The organism is Kitasatospora sp. NPDC101176 (assembly GCF_044768035.1).
Taxonomy (GTDB): domain Bacteria; phylum Actinomycetota; class Actinomycetes; order Streptomycetales; family Streptomycetaceae; genus Kitasatospora.
Genome location: NZ_JBIWPA010000019.1, coordinates 72,788 through 93,320 on the forward strand (window position 1 = coordinate 72,788; position 20,533 = coordinate 93,320).

18 protein-coding genes are annotated in these 20,533 nt (G+C 74.4%); 7 read left to right on the top strand and 11 right to left on the bottom strand.

The window, feature by feature from the left end:
• Nucleotides 1–3 precede the first annotated feature (3 nt).
• The 4 genes from ACIRS1_RS24390 (at nucleotide 4) to ACIRS1_RS24405 (ending at nucleotide 4,967) form a co-directional block, all read left to right on the top strand.
• Nucleotides 4–330 carry a hypothetical protein gene (locus tag ACIRS1_RS24390; RefSeq protein WP_402843276.1) on the top strand — a complete coding sequence of 109 codons (327 nt, stop codon included), beginning with the start codon at nucleotides 4–6 and terminating at the stop codon, nucleotides 328–330.
• Between the two features lie 239 nt (nucleotides 331–569).
• Nucleotides 570–1,442, top strand: a complete 873-nt coding sequence (locus tag ACIRS1_RS24395; protein WP_402843279.1) for a sulfurtransferase — start codon at nucleotides 570–572, stop codon at nucleotides 1,440–1,442.
• 187 nt (nucleotides 1,443–1,629) lie between these two features.
• Complete coding sequence (locus ACIRS1_RS24400; protein WP_402843282.1) at nucleotides 1,630–3,177, top strand: M1 family metallopeptidase; 1,548 nt, start codon at nucleotides 1,630–1,632, stop codon at nucleotides 3,175–3,177.
• A gap of 221 nt (nucleotides 3,178–3,398) precedes the next feature.
• Complete coding sequence (locus ACIRS1_RS24405; protein ID WP_402843285.1) at nucleotides 3,399–4,967, top strand: MFS transporter; 1,569 nt, start codon at nucleotides 3,399–3,401, stop codon at nucleotides 4,965–4,967.
• Between the two features lie 82 nt (nucleotides 4,968–5,049).
• Here the strand turns inward: ACIRS1_RS24405 and ACIRS1_RS24410 are convergent, their stop codons facing one another.
• The 3 genes from ACIRS1_RS24410 to ACIRS1_RS24420 form a co-directional block, all read right to left on the bottom strand.
• Complete coding sequence (locus ACIRS1_RS24410; RefSeq protein WP_402843288.1) at nucleotides 5,050–6,021, bottom strand: NAD-dependent epimerase/dehydratase family protein; 972 nt, start codon at nucleotides 6,019–6,021, stop codon at nucleotides 5,050–5,052.
• A 117-nt stretch (nucleotides 6,022–6,138) separates the two neighbouring features.
• On the bottom strand, nucleotides 6,139–7,539 hold the full coding sequence (locus ACIRS1_RS24415; protein WP_402843290.1) for a condensation domain-containing protein: 1,401 nt from the start codon (nucleotides 7,537–7,539) through the stop codon (nucleotides 6,139–6,141).
• A 418-nt stretch (nucleotides 7,540–7,957) separates the two neighbouring features.
• Complete coding sequence (locus ACIRS1_RS24420) at nucleotides 7,958–8,185, bottom strand: hypothetical protein (protein WP_360208379.1); 228 nt, start codon at nucleotides 8,183–8,185, stop codon at nucleotides 7,958–7,960.
• A gap of 425 nt (nucleotides 8,186–8,610) precedes the next feature.
• On the opposite strand from ACIRS1_RS24420, the gene ACIRS1_RS24425 reads away from it, so the two are divergent.
• A complete protein-coding gene (locus ACIRS1_RS24425) occupies nucleotides 8,611–8,814 on the top strand; it encodes a cold-shock protein (RefSeq protein ID WP_360208382.1) in 204 nt (67 codons plus the stop codon).
• 164 nt (nucleotides 8,815–8,978) lie between these two features.
• Here the strand turns inward: ACIRS1_RS24425 and ACIRS1_RS24430 are convergent, their stop codons facing one another.
• Nucleotides 8,979–9,791: a class I SAM-dependent methyltransferase gene (locus tag ACIRS1_RS24430; protein ID WP_402843294.1), complete on the bottom strand. Its 813-nt coding sequence runs from the start codon at nucleotides 9,789–9,791 to the stop codon at nucleotides 8,979–8,981.
• A gap of 349 nt (nucleotides 9,792–10,140) precedes the next feature.
• Here ACIRS1_RS24430 and ACIRS1_RS24435 point away from each other — a divergent pair, with 349 nt between their 5' ends.
• The gene (locus tag ACIRS1_RS24435; protein ID WP_402843437.1) at nucleotides 10,141–10,599 is read left to right on the top strand and encodes a DinB family protein; all 459 of its coding nucleotides are present in this window, start codon (nucleotides 10,141–10,143) and stop codon (nucleotides 10,597–10,599) included.
• Nucleotides 10,600–10,620: 21 nt separating this feature from the next.
• Here the strand turns inward: ACIRS1_RS24435 and ACIRS1_RS24440 are convergent, their stop codons facing one another.
• Together ACIRS1_RS24440 and ACIRS1_RS24445 are read right to left on the bottom strand one after the other, a co-directional pair.
• Nucleotides 10,621–11,145, bottom strand: coding sequence for an ATP-binding protein (locus ACIRS1_RS24440; protein WP_402843297.1), 525 nt, complete (start codon nucleotides 11,143–11,145; stop codon nucleotides 10,621–10,623).
• 244 nt (nucleotides 11,146–11,389) lie between these two features.
• Nucleotides 11,390–12,958 (bottom strand): CehA/McbA family metallohydrolase, encoded by a 1,569-nt coding sequence (locus tag ACIRS1_RS24445; protein ID WP_402843300.1) that lies wholly within the window; start codon nucleotides 12,956–12,958, stop codon nucleotides 11,390–11,392.
• A 346-nt stretch (nucleotides 12,959–13,304) separates the two neighbouring features.
• On the opposite strand from ACIRS1_RS24445, the gene ACIRS1_RS24450 reads away from it, so the two are divergent.
• A complete protein-coding gene (locus ACIRS1_RS24450) occupies nucleotides 13,305–14,273 on the top strand; it encodes a polysaccharide deacetylase family protein (protein WP_402843303.1) in 969 nt (322 codons plus the stop codon).
• A gap of 141 nt (nucleotides 14,274–14,414) precedes the next feature.
• Here the strand turns inward: ACIRS1_RS24450 and ACIRS1_RS24455 are convergent, their stop codons facing one another.
• From ACIRS1_RS24455 to ACIRS1_RS24475, 5 genes are all read right to left on the bottom strand, one after another.
• A complete protein-coding gene (locus tag ACIRS1_RS24455) occupies nucleotides 14,415–14,798 on the bottom strand; it encodes a barstar family protein (protein ID WP_360208398.1) in 384 nt (127 codons plus the stop codon).
• 102 nt (nucleotides 14,799–14,900) lie between these two features.
• On the bottom strand, nucleotides 14,901–15,554 hold the full coding sequence (locus ACIRS1_RS24460; protein WP_402843306.1) for a 4'-phosphopantetheinyl transferase: 654 nt from the start codon (nucleotides 15,552–15,554) through the stop codon (nucleotides 14,901–14,903).
• 177 nt (nucleotides 15,555–15,731) lie between these two features.
• A complete protein-coding gene (locus tag ACIRS1_RS24465; RefSeq protein WP_402843309.1) occupies nucleotides 15,732–18,098 on the bottom strand; it encodes an arylsulfatase in 2,367 nt (788 codons plus the stop codon).
• Nucleotides 18,095–19,681, bottom strand: coding sequence for an ABC transporter ATP-binding protein (locus tag ACIRS1_RS24470; protein WP_402843312.1), 1,587 nt, complete (start codon nucleotides 19,679–19,681; stop codon nucleotides 18,095–18,097). The genes ACIRS1_RS24465 and ACIRS1_RS24470 overlap by 4 nt, the downstream gene beginning before the upstream one ends.
• Nucleotides 19,678–20,532: an ABC transporter permease gene (locus ACIRS1_RS24475; RefSeq protein ID WP_402843315.1), complete on the bottom strand. Its 855-nt coding sequence runs from the start codon at nucleotides 20,530–20,532 to the stop codon at nucleotides 19,678–19,680. Before ACIRS1_RS24475 ends, ACIRS1_RS24470 begins: the two co-directional genes overlap by 4 nt.
• Between the last annotated feature and the right edge of the window lies 1 nt (nucleotide 20,533).

Genomic DNA, 20,533 nt, shown 5'->3' on the forward strand with positions numbered 1-20,533 from the left:
CTCATGCGTCTTCGCAACGCCGTTCTGGCCCTCGCCAGCGCCGCCACCCTCGTCCTCGCCATCCCCACCTCCGCCAACGCGGCCATCGGCGACTTCCTCTACAGCGTCGGCCCGGGGGTCCCGGCCGGCCTCGCCGACCCGGAGAGCGGCAAGTGCCTCAACCTGTTCGGGGCGACGGAGAACGACCCGGCCTTCGCCCCGAAGAACCTCACCGCCTCCACGGCGACGGTCTTCCTCGACTTCGACTGCAGCGGCGACACCTTCTACGTGATGAACCCGGGCAAGATCCTCGGCAACCGGCTGAAGCTCCGCTCTGTGGTCTTCTCCTGAGGCGGACGGAACCCGCCGACCCGCGGGACGGCCCGGTGACCGGCAGTGGCCGGTCCCGGGCCGTCCGGCGTTCCTGGTCGCGGGCCCGCCAGGGGTGGCCCGGGCGCAGCGTCCGACGTACGTTCGATAGTGGCCGGTCCGTCCGCGGTGCACCGGTGCGTGCGCGCCCGCGGGCCCGGTGCAGTGCGGTCCCGGGCGCTCCGCCCGGCGGCCCCGGGCAGAGCGAAGGAGGCCCCCGGATGACCGGCAACGGCTACGCGCACCCCGAGACGCTGGTCCGCACCGAGTGGCTGGCCGACCACCTGGACGACGGGACGGTCCGGGTCGTCGAGGTGGACGAGGACAGCACCGCCTACGACCGGTCCCACATCCCCGGCGCGGTCGGCTGGAACTGGACCACCGACCTGCACAGCCGGGTCGGCCGCGACTACGTCGACCGGGAGGGCGTCCAGCACCTGCTGCGGGCGGCCGGGGTGGAGGACGACACCGCCGTGGTGCTCTACGGCGGCAACAACAACTGGTTCGCCGCCTACGCCTACTGGCTGCTGCGGCTGCGCGGCTTCGGCCCGGTGCGGCTGCTGGACGGCGGGCGCAAGAAGTGGGAGCTGGAGGGGCGGGGGCTCACCCGGGAGGTGATGGACTACCAGCACACCTCCTACCGGCTGGCCGGGCCGGAGCGGCCGGAGCTGCGCGCGCTGCGCGACGAGGTGCTCGGCAAGGCCGAGGTGTTCGCCAAGCCCGGCTCGGACGCGGTGCTGGTCGACGTCCGCTCGCCCGCCGAGTTCCGGGGCGAGCTGATCGCCCCGCCCCACCTGCCGCAGGAGCAGGCGCAGGTGCCGGGGCACATCCCGGGCGCGGTCAACGTCCCCTGGTCGCAGACGGCCAACGACGACGGGTCGTTCCGCTCGGCGGAGGAGCTGCGGGCGCTGTACGCGGCCAACGGGGTGGAGCCGGAGCGCGAGGTGATCGCCTACTGCCGGATCGGGGAGCGCTCCGCGCACACCTGGTTCGCGCTGACCGAGCTGCTCGGGTACGAGCACGTGAAGAACTACGACGGCTCGTGGACGGAGTACGGCTCGCTGGTGCGGGCGCCGGTGGCGCTCGGGGGGTGAGGGCCCTGCGGGGAGCGGCGCGTGGGGCCGGTGCGGCCCCCGGGAGTGTTGAGGCGGGTGTCCGGGGCGCGGCGGCGTGATTTCGGCCTGTTTCTTATCATGAACATCTCACAATCCGGGAGTGGAGCGGGGCGCACCGGGACAAGGATCGATCCGACCCTTCGTCCCAGTGATCCTGGAGGACCACGTGCGCAAGAGGCTGATCGTCTCCGCCGCCGCCGGCGCCCTGAGCCTGCTCCTGACCGTCCCCGCCTCGGCCGCCGACTTCAAACCCGGCGCGGCCGGGGCCGGCGACGCCTACTACCCGACCTACGGCAACGGCGGCTACCGCATCTCGCACTACGACATCCGGCTGAAGTACCAGCCCGCCACCGACGAGCTGGAGGGCACCACCACCATCCTCGCCACGGCCACCGACAACCTCTCCCGCTTCAACCTGGACTTCGCGCTGGACGTCCAGGAGGTCCGCGTCAACGGGCGGCCCGCCGCCTTCGCCACCAGCGGGGAGCAGGAGCTGGAGGTCACGCCCGCCCGGCCGCTCGCCAAGGGCGCCCAGGCCACCGTGGTCGTCCGCTACAAGGGCGTCCCGTCCACCGTGAAGAAGTACGGCTTCACCGCCTGGCAGCGCACGCCCGACGGTGCCGTCGCGGCCGGGGAGCCCGAATCGGCCTGGTGGTGGTTCCCCAGCAACGACCACCCGAGCGACAAGGCCACCTTCGACGTCTCCGTCCTGGTGCCGGACGGCAACGAGGTGATCAGCAACGGCGTCCTCGCCGGGAAGAGCTCGCAGGCCGGGTGGACCCGCTTCAGCTGGCGCGAGAACAAGCCCCAGGCGACGTACCTGGCCACCCTCGCGGTCGGGAAGTTCGACGTCACCACCGACACGACCCCGGGCGGGCTGCCCGTCTACAACGCCTACAGCAAGGACCTCGGCGACAACGCGGACGCCGCCCGGGCCAGTGTCGAGCGCACCGGGGAACTCGTTGACTGGCTGAGCGGCTACTTCGGCGATTACCCGTTCAGCTCCGTCGGCGGCTACGTGCCCAACACCAGGACCGGCTTCGCCCTGGAGACCCAGACCCGCGTCTACTACAGCCCCCGGCAGTTCGCGAAGGGCTCCAACACCTCGGTGGTCGTCCACGAGCTGGCCCACCAGTGGTACGGCGACAGCGTCTCGCTCTCGGGCTGGAGCGACATCTGGCTGAACGAGGGCTTCGCCCGGTACGCGCAGTTCCTCTGGTCCGAGCACGAGAACGAGGGCACCGCGCAGGAGCTCGCCGACTACGTCTACGCCTCGCACCCGGCCGACGACAGGTTCTGGACCGTCAAGCCGGGTGACCCGGGCCCGGACAACCAGTTCGACGGCGCCGTCTACGACCGCGGTGCGGTGGCCGTCCAGGCGCTGCGCAACACCGTCGGGGACGACGCGTTCTTCCGGATCCTCAAGGGCTGGCCCACCGAGCGGCGCTACGGCAACGCCACCATCGCGGACTTCCGGGCGTACGCGGAGAAGGTCTCCGGGAAGAAGCTCGGCGACCTCCTGAACACCTGGCTGTTCACCGCCGCCAAGCCGGCCCTCGGACCGGTGCCCGCGGGGGCGCCGGCGAAGGCCTCGCCCGCGCCGGGTGCGGGCGCGGGGCGGGCCGACGGGCAGTCCGGCGGCGCGGTGCCGGTGGAGCCCAAGTCCTGGAAGAAGATCCAGGAGACCAACTCGGTGCACGACGACGGGCACTGACGGAGGTCCGGGTCCGGGTCGCCCGGCCACCCGGCGCGGGGCCCCGCGCCGGGTGACCCGTCCGCACCGCTCCGTCGGGCGGCCCGCCGGGCCCGGCCCTAGCATGAGATCCGCCGAACCAACGGCAGCAGCCGGGTCCGCCCCGCCGGGGTACGGGCCCGTCCCACAGGTGATCCGCCGGCAGTCGACGCGCGGACGCACCCCGGAGGGAAGAGCGAACCGTGAGCACTGCTCCCGCCGGCGGATCCCCGCGCTACCTGGTGCTGGCGGCGATGATCTTCGCCGTCTCGATGACCTTCATCGACCAGACCATCGTGTCGATCGCCGTACCGAACATCCAGCACGAGCTGGACCTCACCAGCACGGGCGTGCAGTGGGTGGTCAACGCCTACCTGCTCACGCTGGCGGCGTTCTTCGCCTTCGGCGGGCGGCTCGCCGACACCGTCGGGCACCGCACGATGGTGGTGCTCGGCGTGCTGGTCTTCGCCGGCGCCTCGGCCTGCTGCGGCTTCACCCCCACCGGGAGCCTGGCCGAGGCCTGGCTGATCGCCTTCCGCGCCGTCCAGGGCGTCGGCGGCGCCATCATGTTCCCGGCGGCGCTGGCGATCGTCGTGCAGAACTTCGCCCTCCGCGAGCGGGGGCGGGCCCTGGCCCTGTTCTTCGGCATCGCGGGCGGTCTGACCGCGATCGGCCCGGTCCTCGGCGGGTACCTGACCGAATGGACCTGGCGGGCCATCTTCTGGGTGAACCTGCCGGTGGCCGCGATCGCGCTGGTGCTGATCGCGATCTCCAAGCCGGTGACGCAGAGCCGGCCCGCGACCATGGACTACCGGGGCCTGGTCCTGATCGCCGGCGGCGTCGGGCTGAGCGTCTTCGGGTTCCAGCAGTCGCAGGTCTGGGGCTGGTCCAACCCGGCGATCGGGCTCTGCATCGCGGCGGGGGTGCTGCTGCTGGTCGTCTTCGCGGTCGTCGAGAAGCGCACGGCCTCGCCGCTGATCCAGGTGGACATCTTCCGCATCCGCGCGTTCTCCGTGCAGAACGTGGTGCTCGGCATCTCGATGCTGGCGTTCGTCCCGGTGTTCTTCTTCTCCAGCGAGTACGCGCAGATCGCGCTCGGCGACTCCTCCTCCGAGGCCGGCGTCTTCCTGCTCTACTTCTTCATCGGGTTCGTGATCGCCTCGCAGCTCGGCGGCCGGATGCTCGACCGGGGCGGCGCGAAGCGGCCGGTGGTGCTCGGGTGCGTGCTGGCCGCCGTCGGGTTCTACCTGTGGGCGGGCGACGCCACCACGCTGAGCTTCAGCGAGCAGCAGTGGGACATCGTGCTGGCCGGCGCCGGCATGGGCTTCATGCTCAGCCCGGCCAGTACGGACGCCGTCAACCGCGCCTCCCGGCTGTCCTACGGCGAGGCGACCGGCATCACCCAGACCGTCCGCAACTACGCCGCGAGCCTGGGCCTGGCCGTGCTGGGCACCGTCCTGGTCACTGACCTGCGGTCCGGGCTGACCGACTCCCTGGTCGCCCAGGGCCTGCCGCAGGACCAGGCGGAGTCCACGGCCGCGCACCTCTCCCAGGTCCAGGCCCAGAGCGGTGGCGGGAGCACCTCGGCGATCCCGGACTTCTTCCGGGTCGACTTCGCCCACGCCACCCAGACGGTCCTCTACTGGATGGCGGCCTTCATGGCCGCCGCCGCGGTGGTGGCGATGGTCGGTCTGCGTCCGGGCGTGCAGGCCGAGGCCCCGGCCGAGGAGGAGGAGTCCCTGTCGGCCGGCGGCGGACCGGGCCAGGCCTGAGGCACGCCCGGCGCGGATCCGGCCGGGTCGGCGCCCGGCCGGGTGAGCGCCCCTTCACCGGGACCGCGGCACCGGGACCGGATCACCGGGACCGCGCGACGCTCGCCAGGGCGAGGGCCTCCTGCTCGGGGGTGAAGCCGTGGCCGAGCGGCGGCTCGCCGCGCTCCCGGTCCCAGGCGAGGACGTCGGCGGCCGTCACCGCGAGCGGGGTCGCCGGGAGGCCGGCCGCGCGCGCCCGGGCCGCGCTGCGCTGCTGGCCGGTCCAGGTCGGCTCCGGCCGCACCAGCGGGAAGAACATCTGCGGTGAGCTCTCCGGCGGTACCGGGACGACCTCCGCCTCGGTGCCCGCCGCCTCGGCGCAGGTGGCGATCAGGGCGCCCAGGGTGGTCGGCTCGGCCGGACCGACGGCGTGGAAGGCGCCCGCCCGGTCGTCCCGGACCAGCCGGACCACCAGCCGGGCCAGATCGCGCACGTCGACCAGCTGGACGGGCTGCTCCGGGCGCCCCGGCAGCGCGATCCGCCCGCCCTGGGCGGCCCGGCGGGCCCAGTAGGTGAGCCCGCGCTGGTCGTCGTGCGGGCCCGCCACCTTTCCGGGCCGTACGATCGTCGCCCGGTCGCCGTAGCGGGCCCTCACGTCGTCCTCGCAGGCCACCTTGAGCCGGCCGTACGTCGCGTCGGTCAGCTGCGCCGCCTCGCGCAGCGGCGCCCGGAGCGGGGCGGACTCGTCCGAGCCGGGGGCGAGGCCCTCCTGCTCGTAGACCGAATGGCTGGAGACGAAGAGGTAGCGGCCGACCCGGTCGCCGAGTGCGTCCATCGCCTGGTCGACCTGGTGCGGGCGGTAGCCGGTGACGTCCACGACGGCGTCCCAGGAACCGCCGCGCAGGGCGTCGTAGTCGCCGGTGTCGCGGTCGCCGATCAGGTGGACGGCGTCCGGGAAGAGGCCGGGGTTGGTCCGGCCCCGGGTGAACAGGGTGACCTCGGCACCGCTGCGCAGGGCGTCGTCCGCGATCGCGCGGCCGACGAAGGAGGTGCCGCCGAGAATGAGGATCCGCATGGGCTCAGCCTACGGTCGGGACGGGCGGCGCTGCCGTGATTCGACTGCGGGGTGCGGTGGTTGAACACGAGGGGGGTCAACCACCGCGCCCGCTGCTGCACTTGCGGGGCCGGACGGTCAGGCCTGCGGTTCCGGCCCGGAGTGGTCAGCCCCGATGGTGTGGGCCTCGGTGAGGATCAACTCCTCGATCCCGTAGAGGAAGCGCTCCATCGCCGGGCGCGGGAGCACCGCCGGGTCGGCGGTCATGGCCAGGCTCAGGGCCTCGGGGGACTGCAGCGCGTCCAGGGCGTAGGTCAGGCCGGGGCGAGGCTCGAACTCCACCGGCCAGCTGAGGGTGGTCTCCTGCCGAGGGCCCCCGTCGGGCTCCGGTGCCGCCGGGACCAGCTCGCGGGTGTCGTTGAAGACGCACGACCGGTCGGCCAGCGGAACGCCCTCGGCGGCGAGCCGCTCGATCTCGGTGCTCAACCGGAGCTTGTCGTAGTAGGCGTGCCGGTAGGAACCGATCGCGGCGGCGTGGGTGCGCCGGACGACGTCGCCGAACTCGGCCGTGGCGTCCGGGAGGTGGAACAGGCCGTCGCCCGCGACGACGCTCACCGCGTTGGTCAGCTCGGGCAGGAAGCGGTTGTTCACCACGACGTTGAGCACCGCCTCCGGCGTGCCGGACAGCCGGGCCGTCATCGCGGCCGTCGCCGCCAGCAGCACCGAGGAGGAGCTCACCCGGTGCGCGGCGGCCACCCGCTCCACCGCCGCGGGGAGGGCGGGGGAGCGCAGGACGGCGTTCGGGAACGGCGCGGCGGGGGCGTCCGGTGCCGGCGGGGCGGGCGGCGGGAACAGCCGGGCCGGGCCCAGGCGCAGCTTGCGCAGGAACTGCTTGCGGGCTCCCGCGTCGCGCTTCCGGCCGCGTTCGGAGTCCTGGAACGCCGCCTCCTCCAGTGGCTGCCGGGCAGGCTCGCGCAGCTCGGCCAGGTCCGCCGGTGAGCTGCCGAGGCAGAGCGCGGTGAGGTCCGCCACCAGGCGGTTCATCCCGGAGCCGTCGACCGCCGTGTGCGAGAGCACCAGGCTGACGTAGCGGGCCAGCCCGTCGGCCTCCACCACGCCGACCCGGAGCGGCCACTGCTCGGCGGTGTCGAACGGTCGGGCGGACAGCTCCTCGTGCAGCCGCGCGCCGGCCTCCGCCACGCCGGTGCTGCCCGGGCCGGTGCTGCCCGGGCAGGTGCGGACCTCCACCGCCAGCCGTCCGTCCGGGTCGACGACCTGGCGCAGACCGCCGGCGCCGTCCGGCAGCAGCCTGGTGTGCAGGGAGTCGTGCAGGTGCAGCAGCTGCTCCAGGCCGCCCAGCACGACGGGGAGCGGCAGCCCCGGGTCGATCGGCGCCGCCGTGCCGATGTTGTACCGCGGTGCGTCGGCTGCGGGCAGCCGGCTCACGGCGTCCCAGATGGCGCGTTGCCCCCAGGTGGCCGGGCCGGCCCCGGACCGGCCGGACGAGAAGGGGATCTCCAGCAGTTGACGAGTGGTCACCGTGTGGCTCTCCGTTGTGGCGGTGGGTCGCGACGTCGTACCGGTGCGTTGGGAGCGCGGGTGCTGCTGGGGAGAGTGTGGCGCACCGCCCGCCCGCCGTCGAGGGCGGGCCGGGTGGGCCCGCCGGGGCGGTCCGGGGCGTCCGGGGAACGAGGAAGCCCCCACCGGAGCACGGCGGTACCGTGCTCCGGTGGGGGCTTCCTCGTCGGCGGCCGGGCCCGTGGCCCGGGCCGTGCCGCCGTCCTGCTGCGCAGAGTGCTCGCGGTGTGCGGCGTCGGTGCGGTGCGCGGAGTGCCCGTGGTGTGCGGCGGCGTGCCCCACAACACGCCGACCGCCCACCACTGACTCCAACGGCGCTGCCCCGCGCTTCGGTTCACCGACTCCCGGGGAGGGGTCGGTGCCGTCGTCGAAGCGCCGGTCAGAGGACGAACATCGCCGCGTACGGCGGCGTTATCCGCTCCTGTCGCGAGCCGAAGTCGACCAGCACCGCGGCGCTGGCTCCGTCCTCCACCTCGATGACGCGGCCGAGACCGTACCTGTCGTGGGTGACGCGGTCACCCACCGCGAAGTGCTTGGGCGGTTTGTCGGGCTTGGCTTTGAAAGGGCTGGTGGGAAGGGGGCGTCGGACTGCCGGTGTTTTACTCATCGTGGCCAGTATGCTCCGAAAACCCGCCCGCCGGGCCGGTGGGGAGCAGCGGATTTCCCGCCGCGGGGAATCCTCCGGTCGGGGGGCGGGGTGGCAGCCCGGAGAAAGATTCCGGACCGGGCGGCGTGACGGGGCGTGGCGGCAAGTTCCTCCCGGACCAAGGGCGTTCCGGGTGCGGCGGGGCCGGAGGTACCGCCATCCGGTGGCCGGGCCGGAAAATTCCCCCGGATTTTCCGCCGGTCAGGACCGGATCCTGCTACAGTCGAGGTAGTTGCAGTTGTGGTTCCCATGGACTTTGTGTGCGCCTGCTGATCGCTGCGGGCGCATTTTCTGTTTTTCCGGATCTTTCCCGGTGGGTTCTCATCGCGGCGACGCGAAAGTCTGCACCGTGCAGGCTTCGAAAAGTCTCTCGAAGGAGATCTCCCATGGCCACCGGTACCGTGAAGTGGTTCAACGCGGAAAAGGGCTTCGGCTTCATCGAGCAGGAGGGTGGCGGCCCCGACGTCTTCGCCCACTACTCGAACATCAACGCCAGCGGCTTCCGTGAGCTGCTCGAGGGCCAGAAGGTCGAGTTCGACGTCACGCAGGGCCAGAAGGGCCCGCAGGCCGAGAACATCCGCCCGCTGTAGGACCACCGCCCCCGGCCGGGGGCGGGGCGCGGGCCCGGGCCCGGCCCGGGCCCGCGCCGTCCGAACCGGCGTTCTCGAAGGTCACAGGCCGTTCCCACCGTGAGGTGGGGACGGCCTGTGGCGTTCCGGGGGCGAAGGGGGAGCCGACCCGACCCCACCCGGGCTCAGGCGAGATCGGCGGTGACGACGTGGTAGTCGAGCAGGCCGGTGCGCCAGGCGTGGTGGAAGTTGCGGCTCCAGTGGCCGGGCGGGACGGTGTCGGCGAGGTAGCGGTCGAGGCCGGGCCAGACGTCGGCGCCGATGGACGTGGCGGTCACGTCGCCGAAGCCGGCCTTGCCGAGGTCGGCGGTGAAGGCCGAGAGCGGGTGGGGGACGTCGAGGCCGTCGGCGAAGCTGCCGAGCAGGATGCTGAGGCGTTCCGCGACGTCGGGCCCGTCGGCGGTGAAGAAGGTGGTGACGACCAGGCGGCCGCCGGGGCGCAGCACCCGGGCGGCCTCGTGGGCGAAGCCGGTGAGCTCGCGGAAGTGCTGGGCGGCCTCGACGGAGTAGACGCCGTCCAGGGAGCCGTCGGCGAAGGGGAGGTCGTCGGCCGGGCCGAGGGTGTAGGCGAGGCGGTCGGGGTAGGTGGCGAGGGCCTTGGCGTTGACGGCGCGGGCGCGTTCGACCTGGTCGGGGTGGATGTCGACCCCGGTGACGGTGGCGAAACGGAACTCGCGCAGCGCGAGGGCGGCGCCGAGGCCGCGGCCGCAGCCGACCTCGGCCAGCCGCCGGTGCTCGCGCGGCTCGGGGAACTCCCGCAGCACCCGGCGGTACAGCTGCTCCTGGCTGTGCACCCGGTCCTCGGGGGTCGGGGCGGTGAGGTCCATGCCCTGCCAGTAGCCGAAGTTGATGAAGCCGCCGCCGAATGACGGGGCGGTGCTGAGGTCGTCCGCGCCGTACGTCCGGCGGACGGTCGGGGGGATGCGGTTCTGGTCCATGGGTCGTCCGGTCTCCTGCTGCTCGCCTGGTCGCCGCGCCCGGCCCTCGGGCGCGCCGAGGTACGTACCCAAACCGGTGAGATCGTGAACACGGTGAGTGAGCGGAGTGGAGTTCCGGGGCGCGGTGCTGCCGGAGGGAAAACCGGTGGGGGCGCGGTGGCCGTTTCGCTACAGTCCGCTGGGGCCCGTCCTCGAACCCGCGTCTGCGGGGCGGCGACAGGCCCGAGGGTCCGGCGGTCGTCCGGGCCGGGGAGCCCGGCCCGCGGGGGCCGGGCGCGGAGCAGGGAGAGCCGACACCGTGAACACCGACGAACGCCCCGCCCCGCCGCTGACCGGCGGCGAGCGCGAGATGCTGCGGGCCTTCCTGGACTTCCACCGGGCGACGCTCGCGATGAAGTGCGAGGGGCTGACGGACGAGCAGCTGCGCCGGCGCTCCAGCCCGCCGTCCACGCTGACCCTGCTCGGGCTGGTGCGGCACATGGCGGAGGTGGAGCGCACCTGGTTCCGTCGGGTCATCGACGCCGAGGACGTCCCGCTGGTCTGGTCCCCGGACGGTGACTACCAGGTGGCCTACGACGCCTCCGGAGCCACCCGGGCCGAGGCCTTCGCCGCCTGGCAGGACGAGGTCGAGCACTCCCGCCGGATCGAGCGCGCCGCCGCCTCGCTGGACGTCACCGGCTACCAGCCGCGCTGGCAGGCGGAGGTCTCGCTGCGCCTGGTGATGCTGCACCTGATCCACGAGTACGCCCGGCACAACGGCCACGCCGACTTCCTGCGCGAGGCCATCGACGGCACGGTCGGCGCGTAGCGCCCGGGGCGGCGGGGCGGGCTACCAGCCGAGCAGGTGGGTGCGGTGGGTCAGCGCGTCCAGCACGGACTTGGCGGTGGTCTCGGGGGTGAGCCCGGCGGTGTCCAGCACGTGGGCGTCCCGGGCCTCCCGTGCGTCCGGGGCCTGCGGATCGTCGGCGGCGGCACCGGAGCGCAGGACGACGTAGTGGAGGGCGGCGCCGGTGGTGCGGCTCTCGCGGCGGAAGGTGTCGAGGGCGGGCGGGACGGCCGGGCACTCGACGACGACCTGGTACCCGCCGGTGGCGTACGCGAAGGCGGCCTGGGCGGCCGCGGCGAGGGCGGTGGCGTTCTGCCGCCCGGCCTCCGGCAGGTGGGGCGGCAGCTGACCGTTGCGGATGACCCGCACGAAGTCGTGCGCGCGCAGGTGGACGCTCGGTCGCAGCTCGGCCGCGAGCAGCCCCGCGACCGCGCTCCTCCCGGCCCCGGACGGGTCGACGAGGACGAGGACGCCCCCGGCACCCCGGCCGCCCCCGAGCTCCGGCCCACCTACGGTCGTACGGTTCACAGCTGCTGATCCCTTCGCGGGCCGGGGACGGACGGGTAGCCGGGGCGAGGCGGTCGGAGTGCGAAAGGGCCGGTCGGACCCGGATGCGGACAGCCGACCGCCTCGTCCCTACGACTGATGCTTTCGGGGATCAACCTAGTCCACGCCGGTGCCCCGAGTCGTCCCCCCTCCTGGCCGGACCGGTTCCCCGGGGCGGCCGGGCCCGCCGCACGGCCCGGCCCGGAGCCGTCCGGGCCGCTCCGGCTCACTCCTCGGCGCGCAGCACGACCGGGTTGGTGAGGGCGGCCATCGGGCCCCAGGGGAGGTCCGGTCCCATCGCGTTGCCCCGACCGGGCGTCCCGTCGGGCCGCGGGTGGCGCACCTCGGCGCGGACGTAGGCGGCGAGCGAGGCGGTGGTGCGCCAGACCACCGTGCCGGCGCCGTCGGCGGGCAGCGACTCCTGGTGCAGCTGGCCCTCGTCGGTGAGCAGCCGGACCGTCCCGCCGGGGACGCCGGAGACGGTGAGCCGCACGTCCAGCGGGGCGTCGGCCGGGACGGTCAGCTCCTCGCCGATGCCGGCCCGGCGGCCGTGCCCGGTGACGGTGAACTCCAGCCGCACCGCGGAGGACTCGGCCAGCCAGCTGCGTCCGGCGCGGATCCCGTCGAGGACGGCGTCGCGGGTGAGGTCCTCGGCCAGCACCACGGTGTGCGGGGAGCCGATCACCTGCGGGGCGCTGTGCGCGTCGCTGTTGCCCATCGCGGGCAGCCAGGAGCGGCCCTCGCGCAGGGCGACGGCGAGCCCGGCGTCCCAGGTGTCGACCGCGGACTCGTCGTCGTAGGTCCACGGCCCGTTCCAGACCTCGACGGCGTCGGCCTGCTCGTAGCCGAACTTCCACTGGCAGGCGACGTACGGGCAGTACGGGTGCGCGGGGACGACCAGGCCGCCGGAGCGGTGCACCTGGCGGACGAAGCGCGGGTACTCCTCGTCGCGGGAGCGGTAGCGCCAGTCGACGAACTGGCCGGCCTCCAGGCCGAGGGCCAGCCAGTGGCCGTTGCGGGTGGTGACCTCCTCGCCCGGCAGGATCAGCAGGTCCGGACCGGCCAGCGGGCCCCAGGCGGCGTGCGAGGAACTGGTGTTGTGGTCGGTGGAGACGATGAAGTCGAGGCCGGCGGCGCGGGCGCCGGCCGCGACCTCCTCCGGCAGGCGTCGCCCGTCGGAGTGCACGGTGTGCAGGTGGCAGTCCCCCCGGTACCAGGCCCGGCCGCGGCCGCGGGCCCGCTCGGGCGGGTAGTGCGGGGTGAACTCCGGCCCGGGGGCGCCGAACCGGAGGGTGACCTGGACGCGGTAGTCGAGCCCCTGCGGGGCGATCTGGTAGGGGCCGAGGACGATGTGCCAGGTGCCCGGGTTGATCGGGCCGGGGAGGTAGCCGGGGGTGGCGGTGTCGCGGGCGATGCCGAACTCGGTGCGGAAGCCACCCGACCAGCCGCGGAAGCCGGGGCCGCCGAGGCCGGTGCCGCGCTCGTCGAAGACGCCGATGTCGCAGGAGTTCCCGGGGGTGCCGGCCGGGACGGTCGGCTTGTCGTAGCCGTAGGAGACGGCCAGCTCGCGCACGCCGTCCGGGACTTCGACCGGGAGGTGCACGAAGTCGGGCGCGCCGGTGGGGAGATGGCCGGTGAGCACGATGGTGCGGTCGGCGGGGGTGGCGGCGCCCGGCGCGGCGGCGGCCCGGCCGCCGCCCGCGGCGAGGCCGAGTGCGGTGGTGGCACCGGTGGCGAGGCCGGTGCGCAGCAGGTCGCGGCGGGCGGGGCGGGGGGAGCCTGGGTCGGTGGGCATGGGTGGCCTCCGGGCTGGGGATCGGGTCCGCCGGCGTTCCTACCCGGGGCGGTGAACCGGGGGTGAGCCGGGGCCCGCGGGGGTGGGGCGGGTCGGTGAAGGAGGGGCCGGGGGCGGGGCAGCGAGTTGCGGGGCGTGATGAATCGTCGGTTCATATTCATGGGTGAAGGCGGTGTCAGCCTCGCGGTGCGGGCTGCGTCCTGCCGCACGGCCCTGCACCGTGCCGCGTCGCGTCGCGTCCGACGGGCCGGAGCGGGAGCGGACCGTCGCGGAGCCGGACCGTCGCGGAGTCGGACCGGTCTGACGCCGGATCGCCCTGACATCGGATCGCGTGGAGGAGGCGGGTGTGACACTGAACCGACGGACACTGCTGATAGCGATGGCCGGGAGCGCGCTGACCGGGTGCGCGGCCGCCGGGCGGGGCGGACCCGCCGCGACGGCCCCGGCACCGGTGACGGGAGCGGCCGGGACGGCCGCCGCGGTCGAGCAGGCCTCCGCCGCGACCGGAGCGGCCTCCGGCGTCCGGACCGCGATACCGTCCGCGGCCCCGTCCGCCACCGAGGCGGGGCCGGCCACCCCGTCGGCCACCCCGCCCACCGCGGACCGGCTGCCGACCAGGGCGGAACTGGTGGAGCGCTACGGCGGCACCGCCCCCACGGAATGGGGGCTGGAGGTCTCCGGGGTGATCACCGAACTGCCCGACGGAGAGCGCGCGACGGCGCTCACCTTCGACGCCTGCGGAGGCCCCGGCGGGAACGGCTACGACGCCGACCTGATCGACTTCCTGCGCGCGAACGCCGTCCCGGCGACCCTGTTCCTGAACGCCCGCTGGATCGACGCCAACCCGGACGTGTTCGAGCAGCTCGCCGGGGACCCGCTGTTCGAGATCGGCAACCACGGGACCGCTCACCGGCCGCTCTCCGTCACCGGTCGCTCCGCCTACGGCATCGCCGGCACCGACGGCGTCGGCGCGGTGCACGACGAGGTGGCGGGCAACGCGCAGAAGCTGGCCGGGCTGCTCGGCCACCCGGTGCGGTTCTTCCGCTCCGGCACCGCGCACTACGACGACGTCGCCACCCGGATCGTCGCCGACCTGGGCGAACGGGTCGCGGGGTTCACCGTGAACGGGGACGGCGGGGCGACGCTCGGCGCCGCCCAGGTCCGGCAGGAGGTCGCCGCCGCCCCGCCGGGGTCCATCGTGATCGGGCACCTGAACCACCCGGGCGGCGGCACCGCCCCCGGCGTGGCGGCGGCGGTGCCGGGCCTGCTGGCGGCGGGGCGGCGGTTCGTCCGGCTCTCCGACGTCCTCGGGTGAGGGCCGGGCGCCCCGGCGCGGGCGGGCGTCACCCGGGTGGACCAGGGCCCGCCCCGGGCCGGGCGGCGCGCCGGCCGCCCTCGGAACGGCCGCCCTCGGAACGGCCGCCCTCGCGCCGGCCGCGCTCCGACCGGGCCGGCCTCAGCGCAGGCGCAGGCCCCCCGGGTGCTCCTCCTCGATGATCCGTACCAGCCAGTCGAAGACCGTCGGCCCCCGCCCGGCCCGGGCGGCGGCGAGCTCGGCGCGCACGTGCTCGCGGTTGGCGGGGTGGCAGCGGCCGAGCCGCAGCTCCAGCTGACGGACCGTCTCCGGGTGGCCGAGGTGGCGCCGGGAGGTCTCGTGGTCGCGCCACTCGATCACGTAGTCGCCGTCCTCGGGGGTGCCGTAGCCGCCCCGCAGGCAGTCGGCGAAGGCGTCGAGGTTGCGGCCGAAGTAGCCGTCGGCGCCGATGGTCTCGCCGACGACGTCCCAGAAGTCGTCCAGGGTGTCGATCCGGGTGCCATCGATCACATAGGTCACGGTCACGGGGTCGAGGATATGCCGCCCTCCGGGGATCGCTCCGGTCGGACCGGGGCGGCCCCCGGGCGGGCCGGGGCGGCGGAGCTCAGGCGGGCCGGGCGGCGGCGCTCAGGCCGGTACCGCGATGGCCGTGGCCAGCAGGCCGTCGCGCACGGCCCAGCGGCCGTGGAAGCCCTGGACGAGCCGGCCGCCGACCACCGGGCCCGGGACGAGCAGCCGGGCGGTGAACGTGCCGTCGGGGGAGAGGGCCAGCTCGGCCTCGTTGAAGTCCAGGAACAGCTCGGTCAGCGGGAACCAGGCCTTGTAGACCGACTCCTTGGCGCTGAACAGCAGGCGGTCCCACGGGGTGTCCGGGTGGGTGGCGAGCAGGTCGGCGATCCGGCGCTGCTCGGAGGGCAGGGCGACGGCCTCCAGGACGTCGTCCGGCAGCGGCAGTGCGGGCTCGGCGTCGATGCCGATCGAGAGGAGGTCGCCGGAACGGGCGACGGCCGCGGCGCGCAGGCCGTCGCAGTGGGTGAGGCTGCCGACCACGCCGTCCGGCCAGGTCGGGGCCCCGCGCAGGCCGGGGACCAGCGGACGGTAGGGGACGCCGAGCCGGGTGAGGGCGGTCCGGGCGCAGTGGCGGACGGTGGTGAACTCGCGGCGGCGCTTCTCCACCGCCCGGGCGACGGCCTCGGCCTCCTCGGGCTCCAGCCGGGCCTCCGGCGGGTCGTCGTAGGCCACTTCGGTCACCACGGTGTCCGGCAGCAGGTCCCCGATCACTCTCTCCCCCTCGGTCGAACGCGCGGCCGGGCACCGCGCCGACCGAGCCTAACGCGGGTGGCGGCCGTTCGGGAGGGGGCACTTGTGGCTGGTGGGAGGCCTGGGGCAGGGGGAGCGGGCCCCGGGTCGGCACCCGGGGCCCGCGGCCGCCGTCGTCACCCGGAGGTGCCGCGGCCGTCACTCGAAGGCGGCCGCCGCCTCGCGCAGCGCCCGGGCGACCGTCTCCGGGTCGTACGGGGCCGGTTCGCCCGGCAGGTAGGTGACGGAGTGCAGGGCGCCGGTGTAGCGGAACGAGCGGTGCCGCTCGTACACCGGCCAGGACACCGGGGACTTGCGGTCCACGCCGACGCTGACGCCCTGGAACGGCGCCATGCCGATCAGCTGGTGGACCGGGCCGAGCCGGCCGCCCTCGACGCCGTCGACGAGCAGCCGGAACTCCCACTTGAGGTCGGCGACGGCCGTCGCCTCGACGACGACCAGCCGGGTACCGGCCGGCACGGGCCCCGCGTCGGCCTCCAGCAGCTCGCCGTACTGGTTGTAGGCGAACCGCAGCCGGCCGTCCTCGACGTACAGGCTGTAGCCGCCGCCCTGGTCGCCGTGCGAGACCAGCACGCCCTGGTCGCCGTCGCGGTGCCGGTCGAGGGCGACCTCGACGACGAAGGAGCGGAAGGAGATCAGCCGGGAGGAGCGGTAGCGCTCCAGCTCGGGGGTGCCGGCCAGCAGGGTGACGGGGCGTCGCAGGCGCTCGTCCTCGGGGCCGCGCAGGGCGAGGGCGCCGCTGCCGTCGGCGAGCGGGAAGACTCCGTCGCGCCAGGCGGAGGCCTCCCAGGCGGCGGACAACTCCTTGACCAGGTCGGGGTGTTCGGCTGCGACGTCGTGGATCTCGGTGGGGTCGGTGCGCAGGTCGTACAGCGCCCACTCCTCGTCGTCGTAGGGCGCGCCGAAGCGGTGCAGGGTGACGAGCTTCCAGCCGTCGCGGTAGTAGCTGCGGTTGCCGGTCATCTCGCAGTACTGCTCGGGGTGGGTGCTGGGGGCCGCGCCGTCGCGCAGGACGGAGCCGAAGGCGATCCCGTCCAGCTCCTGCACGGGGTGCTCCGACCGCCGGGAGGGCCGTTCCACGCCGGCGAGTTCGAGCAGGGTCGGCAGTACGTCCGTGACGTACTGGTACTGCGCGCGGACTCCGGTGTCGCCCTCGGCGCGGGGCAGGCCGGCCGGCCAGGAGAGGACGAACGGGACGCGGACACCGCCCGCGTAGGTCTGGCCCTTGTAGAGGCGGAACGGGGTGTTGGAGGCCATGCCCCAGCCGCGCGGGTAGTGCACCAGGCTCTGCGGGCCGCCGATCAGGGAGATCTCGCGCTCGACGTCCGGGTTCCAGTCCTCGGGCAGGCCCGGGTGGTGGACGAAGCGGCTGAAGTAGCTGCGGGTGCCCTCGGCGCCGCCCTCGCCGGTGCCCCCGTTGTCGGAGGTGAAGACGATGATGGTGTCGTCGAGTTCGCCGAGGGCTTCGAGGGTGTCGGTGAGGCGGCCGAGGTTCTGGTCGACGTTGTCGACCATCGCGGCGTAGACCTCCATGTAGCGGGCGTACAACTTCTTCTGGACGTAGGTCAGTTCGTCCCAGGGGCCGACCTCGTGGCCGGCTTCGGAGTTGCGCTCGGGCAGTTCGGTGCCGGGCGGGAAGTGCCCGGCGGCGAGCTGGCGGGCGAAGCGGCTGCGGCGCAGCTCGTCCCAGCCGCCGTCGTAGCGGCCGCGGTGGCGTTCGAGGTCGGCGGGCTTGGCCTGGAGCGGGCCGTGGACGGCGTTGTGGGCGAGGTAGAGGAAGAACGGCTTGTCGGCGTCGTGGGCGCGCAGCGACTTGACCATCTTGACGGCCTGGTCGGTGATGTCGTCGGTGTAGTAGTAGTCGTCGGGGAACTCGTCGATGTCCAACGGGCTGTTGTCGCGGACGAGTTGGTGGGGGTGGAAGAGGCTGGTGAGGCCCTCCAGGACACCGTAGTACTGGTCGAACCCCTTCTGCAGGGGCCAGTTGGCGCGGTCGTCGGCGGCGTTGGAGGCGGAGTCGCGGGTCAGGTGCCACTTGCCGACGGCGTAGGTGGCGTAGCCGGCGTCGTGCAGCAGCTCGGCGAGGGTGGGGATGTCCCCGGCGACCTCCATGCCGTAGCCGGGGAAGCCCGGGTCGGCGTTGGCGACGAAGGAGTAGCCGACCCGGTGCGGGTTGAGGCCGGTGAGCAGCGCCGCCCGGGCGGGGGAGCAGAGCGGCATGGTGTGGTAGTTGGCGAGCCTGACGCCGGTGGCGGCCAGGCGGTCGAGGGTCGGGGTGGGGATCTCGGCGCCGAACGGGCCGATGTCGCTGTACCCCATGTCGTCGATCAGGACGACGACGATGTTGGGGGCGCCCTCGCGGGGGCGGACGCGCCGGGGCCAGGCCGGGGTGGACTCGCGGAAGGTGCGGCCGACGGTGCCGGGGAAGCCGGCGTAGGGGTCGCGCCGGTGCGGGTCGGCGCCGTGCGGGCCGGTGGGCGGCTCGGTGGTCGGGGTGGCGGTCATGCGGTGCTCCGGGTGGTGGGTCGGGCGGCGTCCAGGGCCGGCACGGCGGCCAGGAGTTCGGCGGTGTAGGGGTGTTCGGGTGCGGTGACGACGCGGTCGGCCGGCCCGGTCTCGACGATCCGGCCCCGGTGCATCACGGCGATCCGGTGGCTGACCCGGCGGACGACGGCCAGGTCGTGGGCGATGAAGAGGACGGCGAGGCCGAGTTCGCGCTGCAGCCGGGCGAGCAGCTCGATCACCTGGGCCTGGACCGAGACGTCCAGCGCCGAGACCGGCTCGTCGCAGATCAGCACGCTCGGCTCGGGGGCCAGCGCCCGGGCGATGCCGATGCGCTGGCGCTGGCCGCCGGAGAAGGCGCGGGGGTGGCGGTCGGCGGCCGACGGGTCCAGGCCGACCTGGGTGAGCAGTTCGGCGACCCGGGCGGCCCGCCGTTCGCGGTCGCCGAGGCGGTGCGCGATCAGCGGCTCGGCGATGATCCGTCCGACGGTCATCCGCGGGTTGAGCGAGGAGTACGGGTCCTGGAAGACCATCTGGATCTCCCGGTGCGGCGCGTGGCCCGCCTCCTCGCCGCGGAAGCGGATCCGGCCCGCGGACGGCTGGTGCGCGCCCACCAGGGCCCGGGCCAGGGTGGACTTGCCGGAGCCGGACTCGCCGACCAGCCCGAGGGTCTCGCCGGGGTGCAGGGTGAGGTCGACGCCGTGCAGGGCGGTGACGCTGCGCCGTCGTGGGCCGTAGGTCTTGCCCAGCCCGCTGACGGTGAGCAGCGGGGTGGCCCCCGGCGTGCTGTTGGCGGCGGCCGCCGAGGGCTCGTCCAGCCGGGGGACGGCCGCGAGGAGCTCTCGGGTGTAGGGGTGCCGGGGGGTGCCGAGGACGTCCGCGGTGTCGCCCCGCTCGACGACCCGGCCGCCGCGCATCACCAGCAGCCGGCGGCAGGTGTGGGCGATCACCCCGAGGTCGTGGCTGATCACCACCAGGGCCGTGCCGGTCTCCCGGTTGATCCGGGTGAGCAGTCGCAGGATCTGCCGCTGGACGGTCGGGTCGAGGGCGGTGGTCGGTTCGTCGGCGACCAGCACCTCGGCGTCGTGGGCGAGGGCGAGCGCGATCATGATGCGCTGGCGTTGCCCGCCGGAGAACTGGTGGGGGTGGTCGCGCAGTCGTCCGGCGGCGTCCGGGATCCCGACCAGGTCGAGCAACTCGGCTGCCCGGGAGGCCCGCTCGGCGCGGGGGCGGCTGCCGTGGGCGCGCAGCGCCTCGTCGAGCTGGCGGCCGACGGTGAGGACGGGGTTGAGCGAGGACATCGGGTCCTGGAAGATCATCGCGATCCGCCGGCCGCGCACCGCGCGCAGCTCCTCCTCCGGGAGGGCGGCGAGGTCCCGGCCGGCGAGCTCGACGGAGCCGGCGGTGATCCGGCCGCCGGGCGGCAGCATCCGCAGCAGGGCGAGCGCGGTGGTGGACTTCCCGGAGCCGGACTCGCCGACGATCCCGAGCGTGTCCCCGGCCGCGAGCTCGAAGCCCACGCCGTCGACGGCGGTGGAGCCGTCGAAGGCCACGGTGAGGTCGTCGACCCGCAGGACGGTGTTCATCGGCGGATCCCCCGGTTCAGGGCCTCGGCGATCAGCGTGAAGCCGAGCACCAGGGCGGTGGTGGCGGCCAGCGGGGCCGCCGCGAAGGTCGGGTCGGTCGACAGGTAGGCCACGGACTGGCTGAGGATGCTGCCGAGGGTGGGCTCCGGCGGGCGGACGCCCAGGCCGAGGAAGCTGAGCGCGCCCTCGATGAACACGCCCAGCGAGAGCGCGAGGGCGGTCTGCACGATCAGCGGGTCCACGGCGTTGGGGACGACGTGGCGCAGCAGCACGCGGGCCCGGGAGGAGCCGCCGACGCGGGCCGCCAGGGCGTACTCCCGCTCCCGCTGGACCAGGATGCCGGCCCGCAACTGCCGCCCGAAGCCCGGGATCTCGACGAGTGCGATGACGATCACGACCGGCCAGCGCCCGGGGCCGAGGACGGCGGTGATGGCCAGGCCGAGGATCAGCCCGGGGAAGGCGAGCAGCAGGTCGAAGCCGCGCTGGACGGCGAGGTCGGCCCACCGGGAGGTGGCGGCGAGCAGGGCGGCCGCGCAGCCCAGCGCGGCGCCGATCGGCACGGCGGTGAGGATGATCGTCAGGTCGGTGCCGACGCCGTGCAGCACCCGGCTGAGCACGTCGCGGCCCAGGTCGTCGGTGCCGAACGGGTGCCGGGTGCTCGGGCCGGCCAGGGCGAGGGCGCTCTGGGCGTTCGGGTCGAGGCCGGTGAGCAGCGGTGCGAGCAGTCCGGCGAGGCCGGTCAGGCCGACCAGGGCCAGGCCGGTGAGGCCGCGCCAGGTCAGCAGGGCGGACAGGTGGCGGTGGCGGCCGCGCGGACGGGCGGTGCGCAGGGCCGGGGCGGTGATGGTCATC

Excerpts from the sequence above, each read along its gene's own strand:
- ACIRS1_RS24390 (WP_402843276.1), top strand. The coding sequence starts at position 4 with ATGCGTCTTCGCAACGCCGTTCTGGCCCTCGCCAGCGCCGCCACCCTC.
- ACIRS1_RS24395 (WP_402843279.1), top strand. The coding sequence starts at position 570 with ATGACCGGCAACGGCTACGCGCACCCCGAGACGCTGGTCCGCACCGAG.
- ACIRS1_RS24410 (WP_402843288.1), bottom strand. The coding sequence starts at position 6,021 with ATGCGGATCCTCATTCTCGGCGGCACCTCCTTCGTCGGCCGCGCGATC.
- ACIRS1_RS24420 (WP_360208379.1), bottom strand. The coding sequence starts at position 8,185 with ATGAGTAAAACACCGGCAGTCCGACGCCCCCTTCCCACCAGCCCTTTC.
- ACIRS1_RS24425 (WP_360208382.1), top strand. The coding sequence starts at position 8,611 with ATGGCCACCGGTACCGTGAAGTGGTTCAACGCGGAAAAGGGCTTCGGC.
- ACIRS1_RS24430 (WP_402843294.1), bottom strand. The coding sequence starts at position 9,791 with ATGGACCAGAACCGCATCCCCCCGACCGTCCGCCGGACGTACGGCGCG.
- ACIRS1_RS24435 (WP_402843437.1), top strand. The coding sequence starts at position 10,141 with ATGCTGCGGGCCTTCCTGGACTTCCACCGGGCGACGCTCGCGATGAAG.
- ACIRS1_RS24445 (WP_402843300.1), bottom strand. The coding sequence starts at position 12,958 with ATGCCCACCGACCCAGGCTCCCCCCGCCCCGCCCGCCGCGACCTGCTG.
- ACIRS1_RS24465 (WP_402843309.1), bottom strand. The coding sequence starts at position 18,098 with ATGACCGCCACCCCGACCACCGAGCCGCCCACCGGCCCGCACGGCGCC.
- ACIRS1_RS24470 (WP_402843312.1), bottom strand. The coding sequence starts at position 19,681 with ATGAACACCGTCCTGCGGGTCGACGACCTCACCGTGGCCTTCGACGGC.
- ACIRS1_RS24475 (WP_402843315.1), bottom strand. The coding sequence starts at position 20,532 with ATGACCATCACCGCCCCGGCCCTGCGCACCGCCCGTCCGCGCGGCCGC.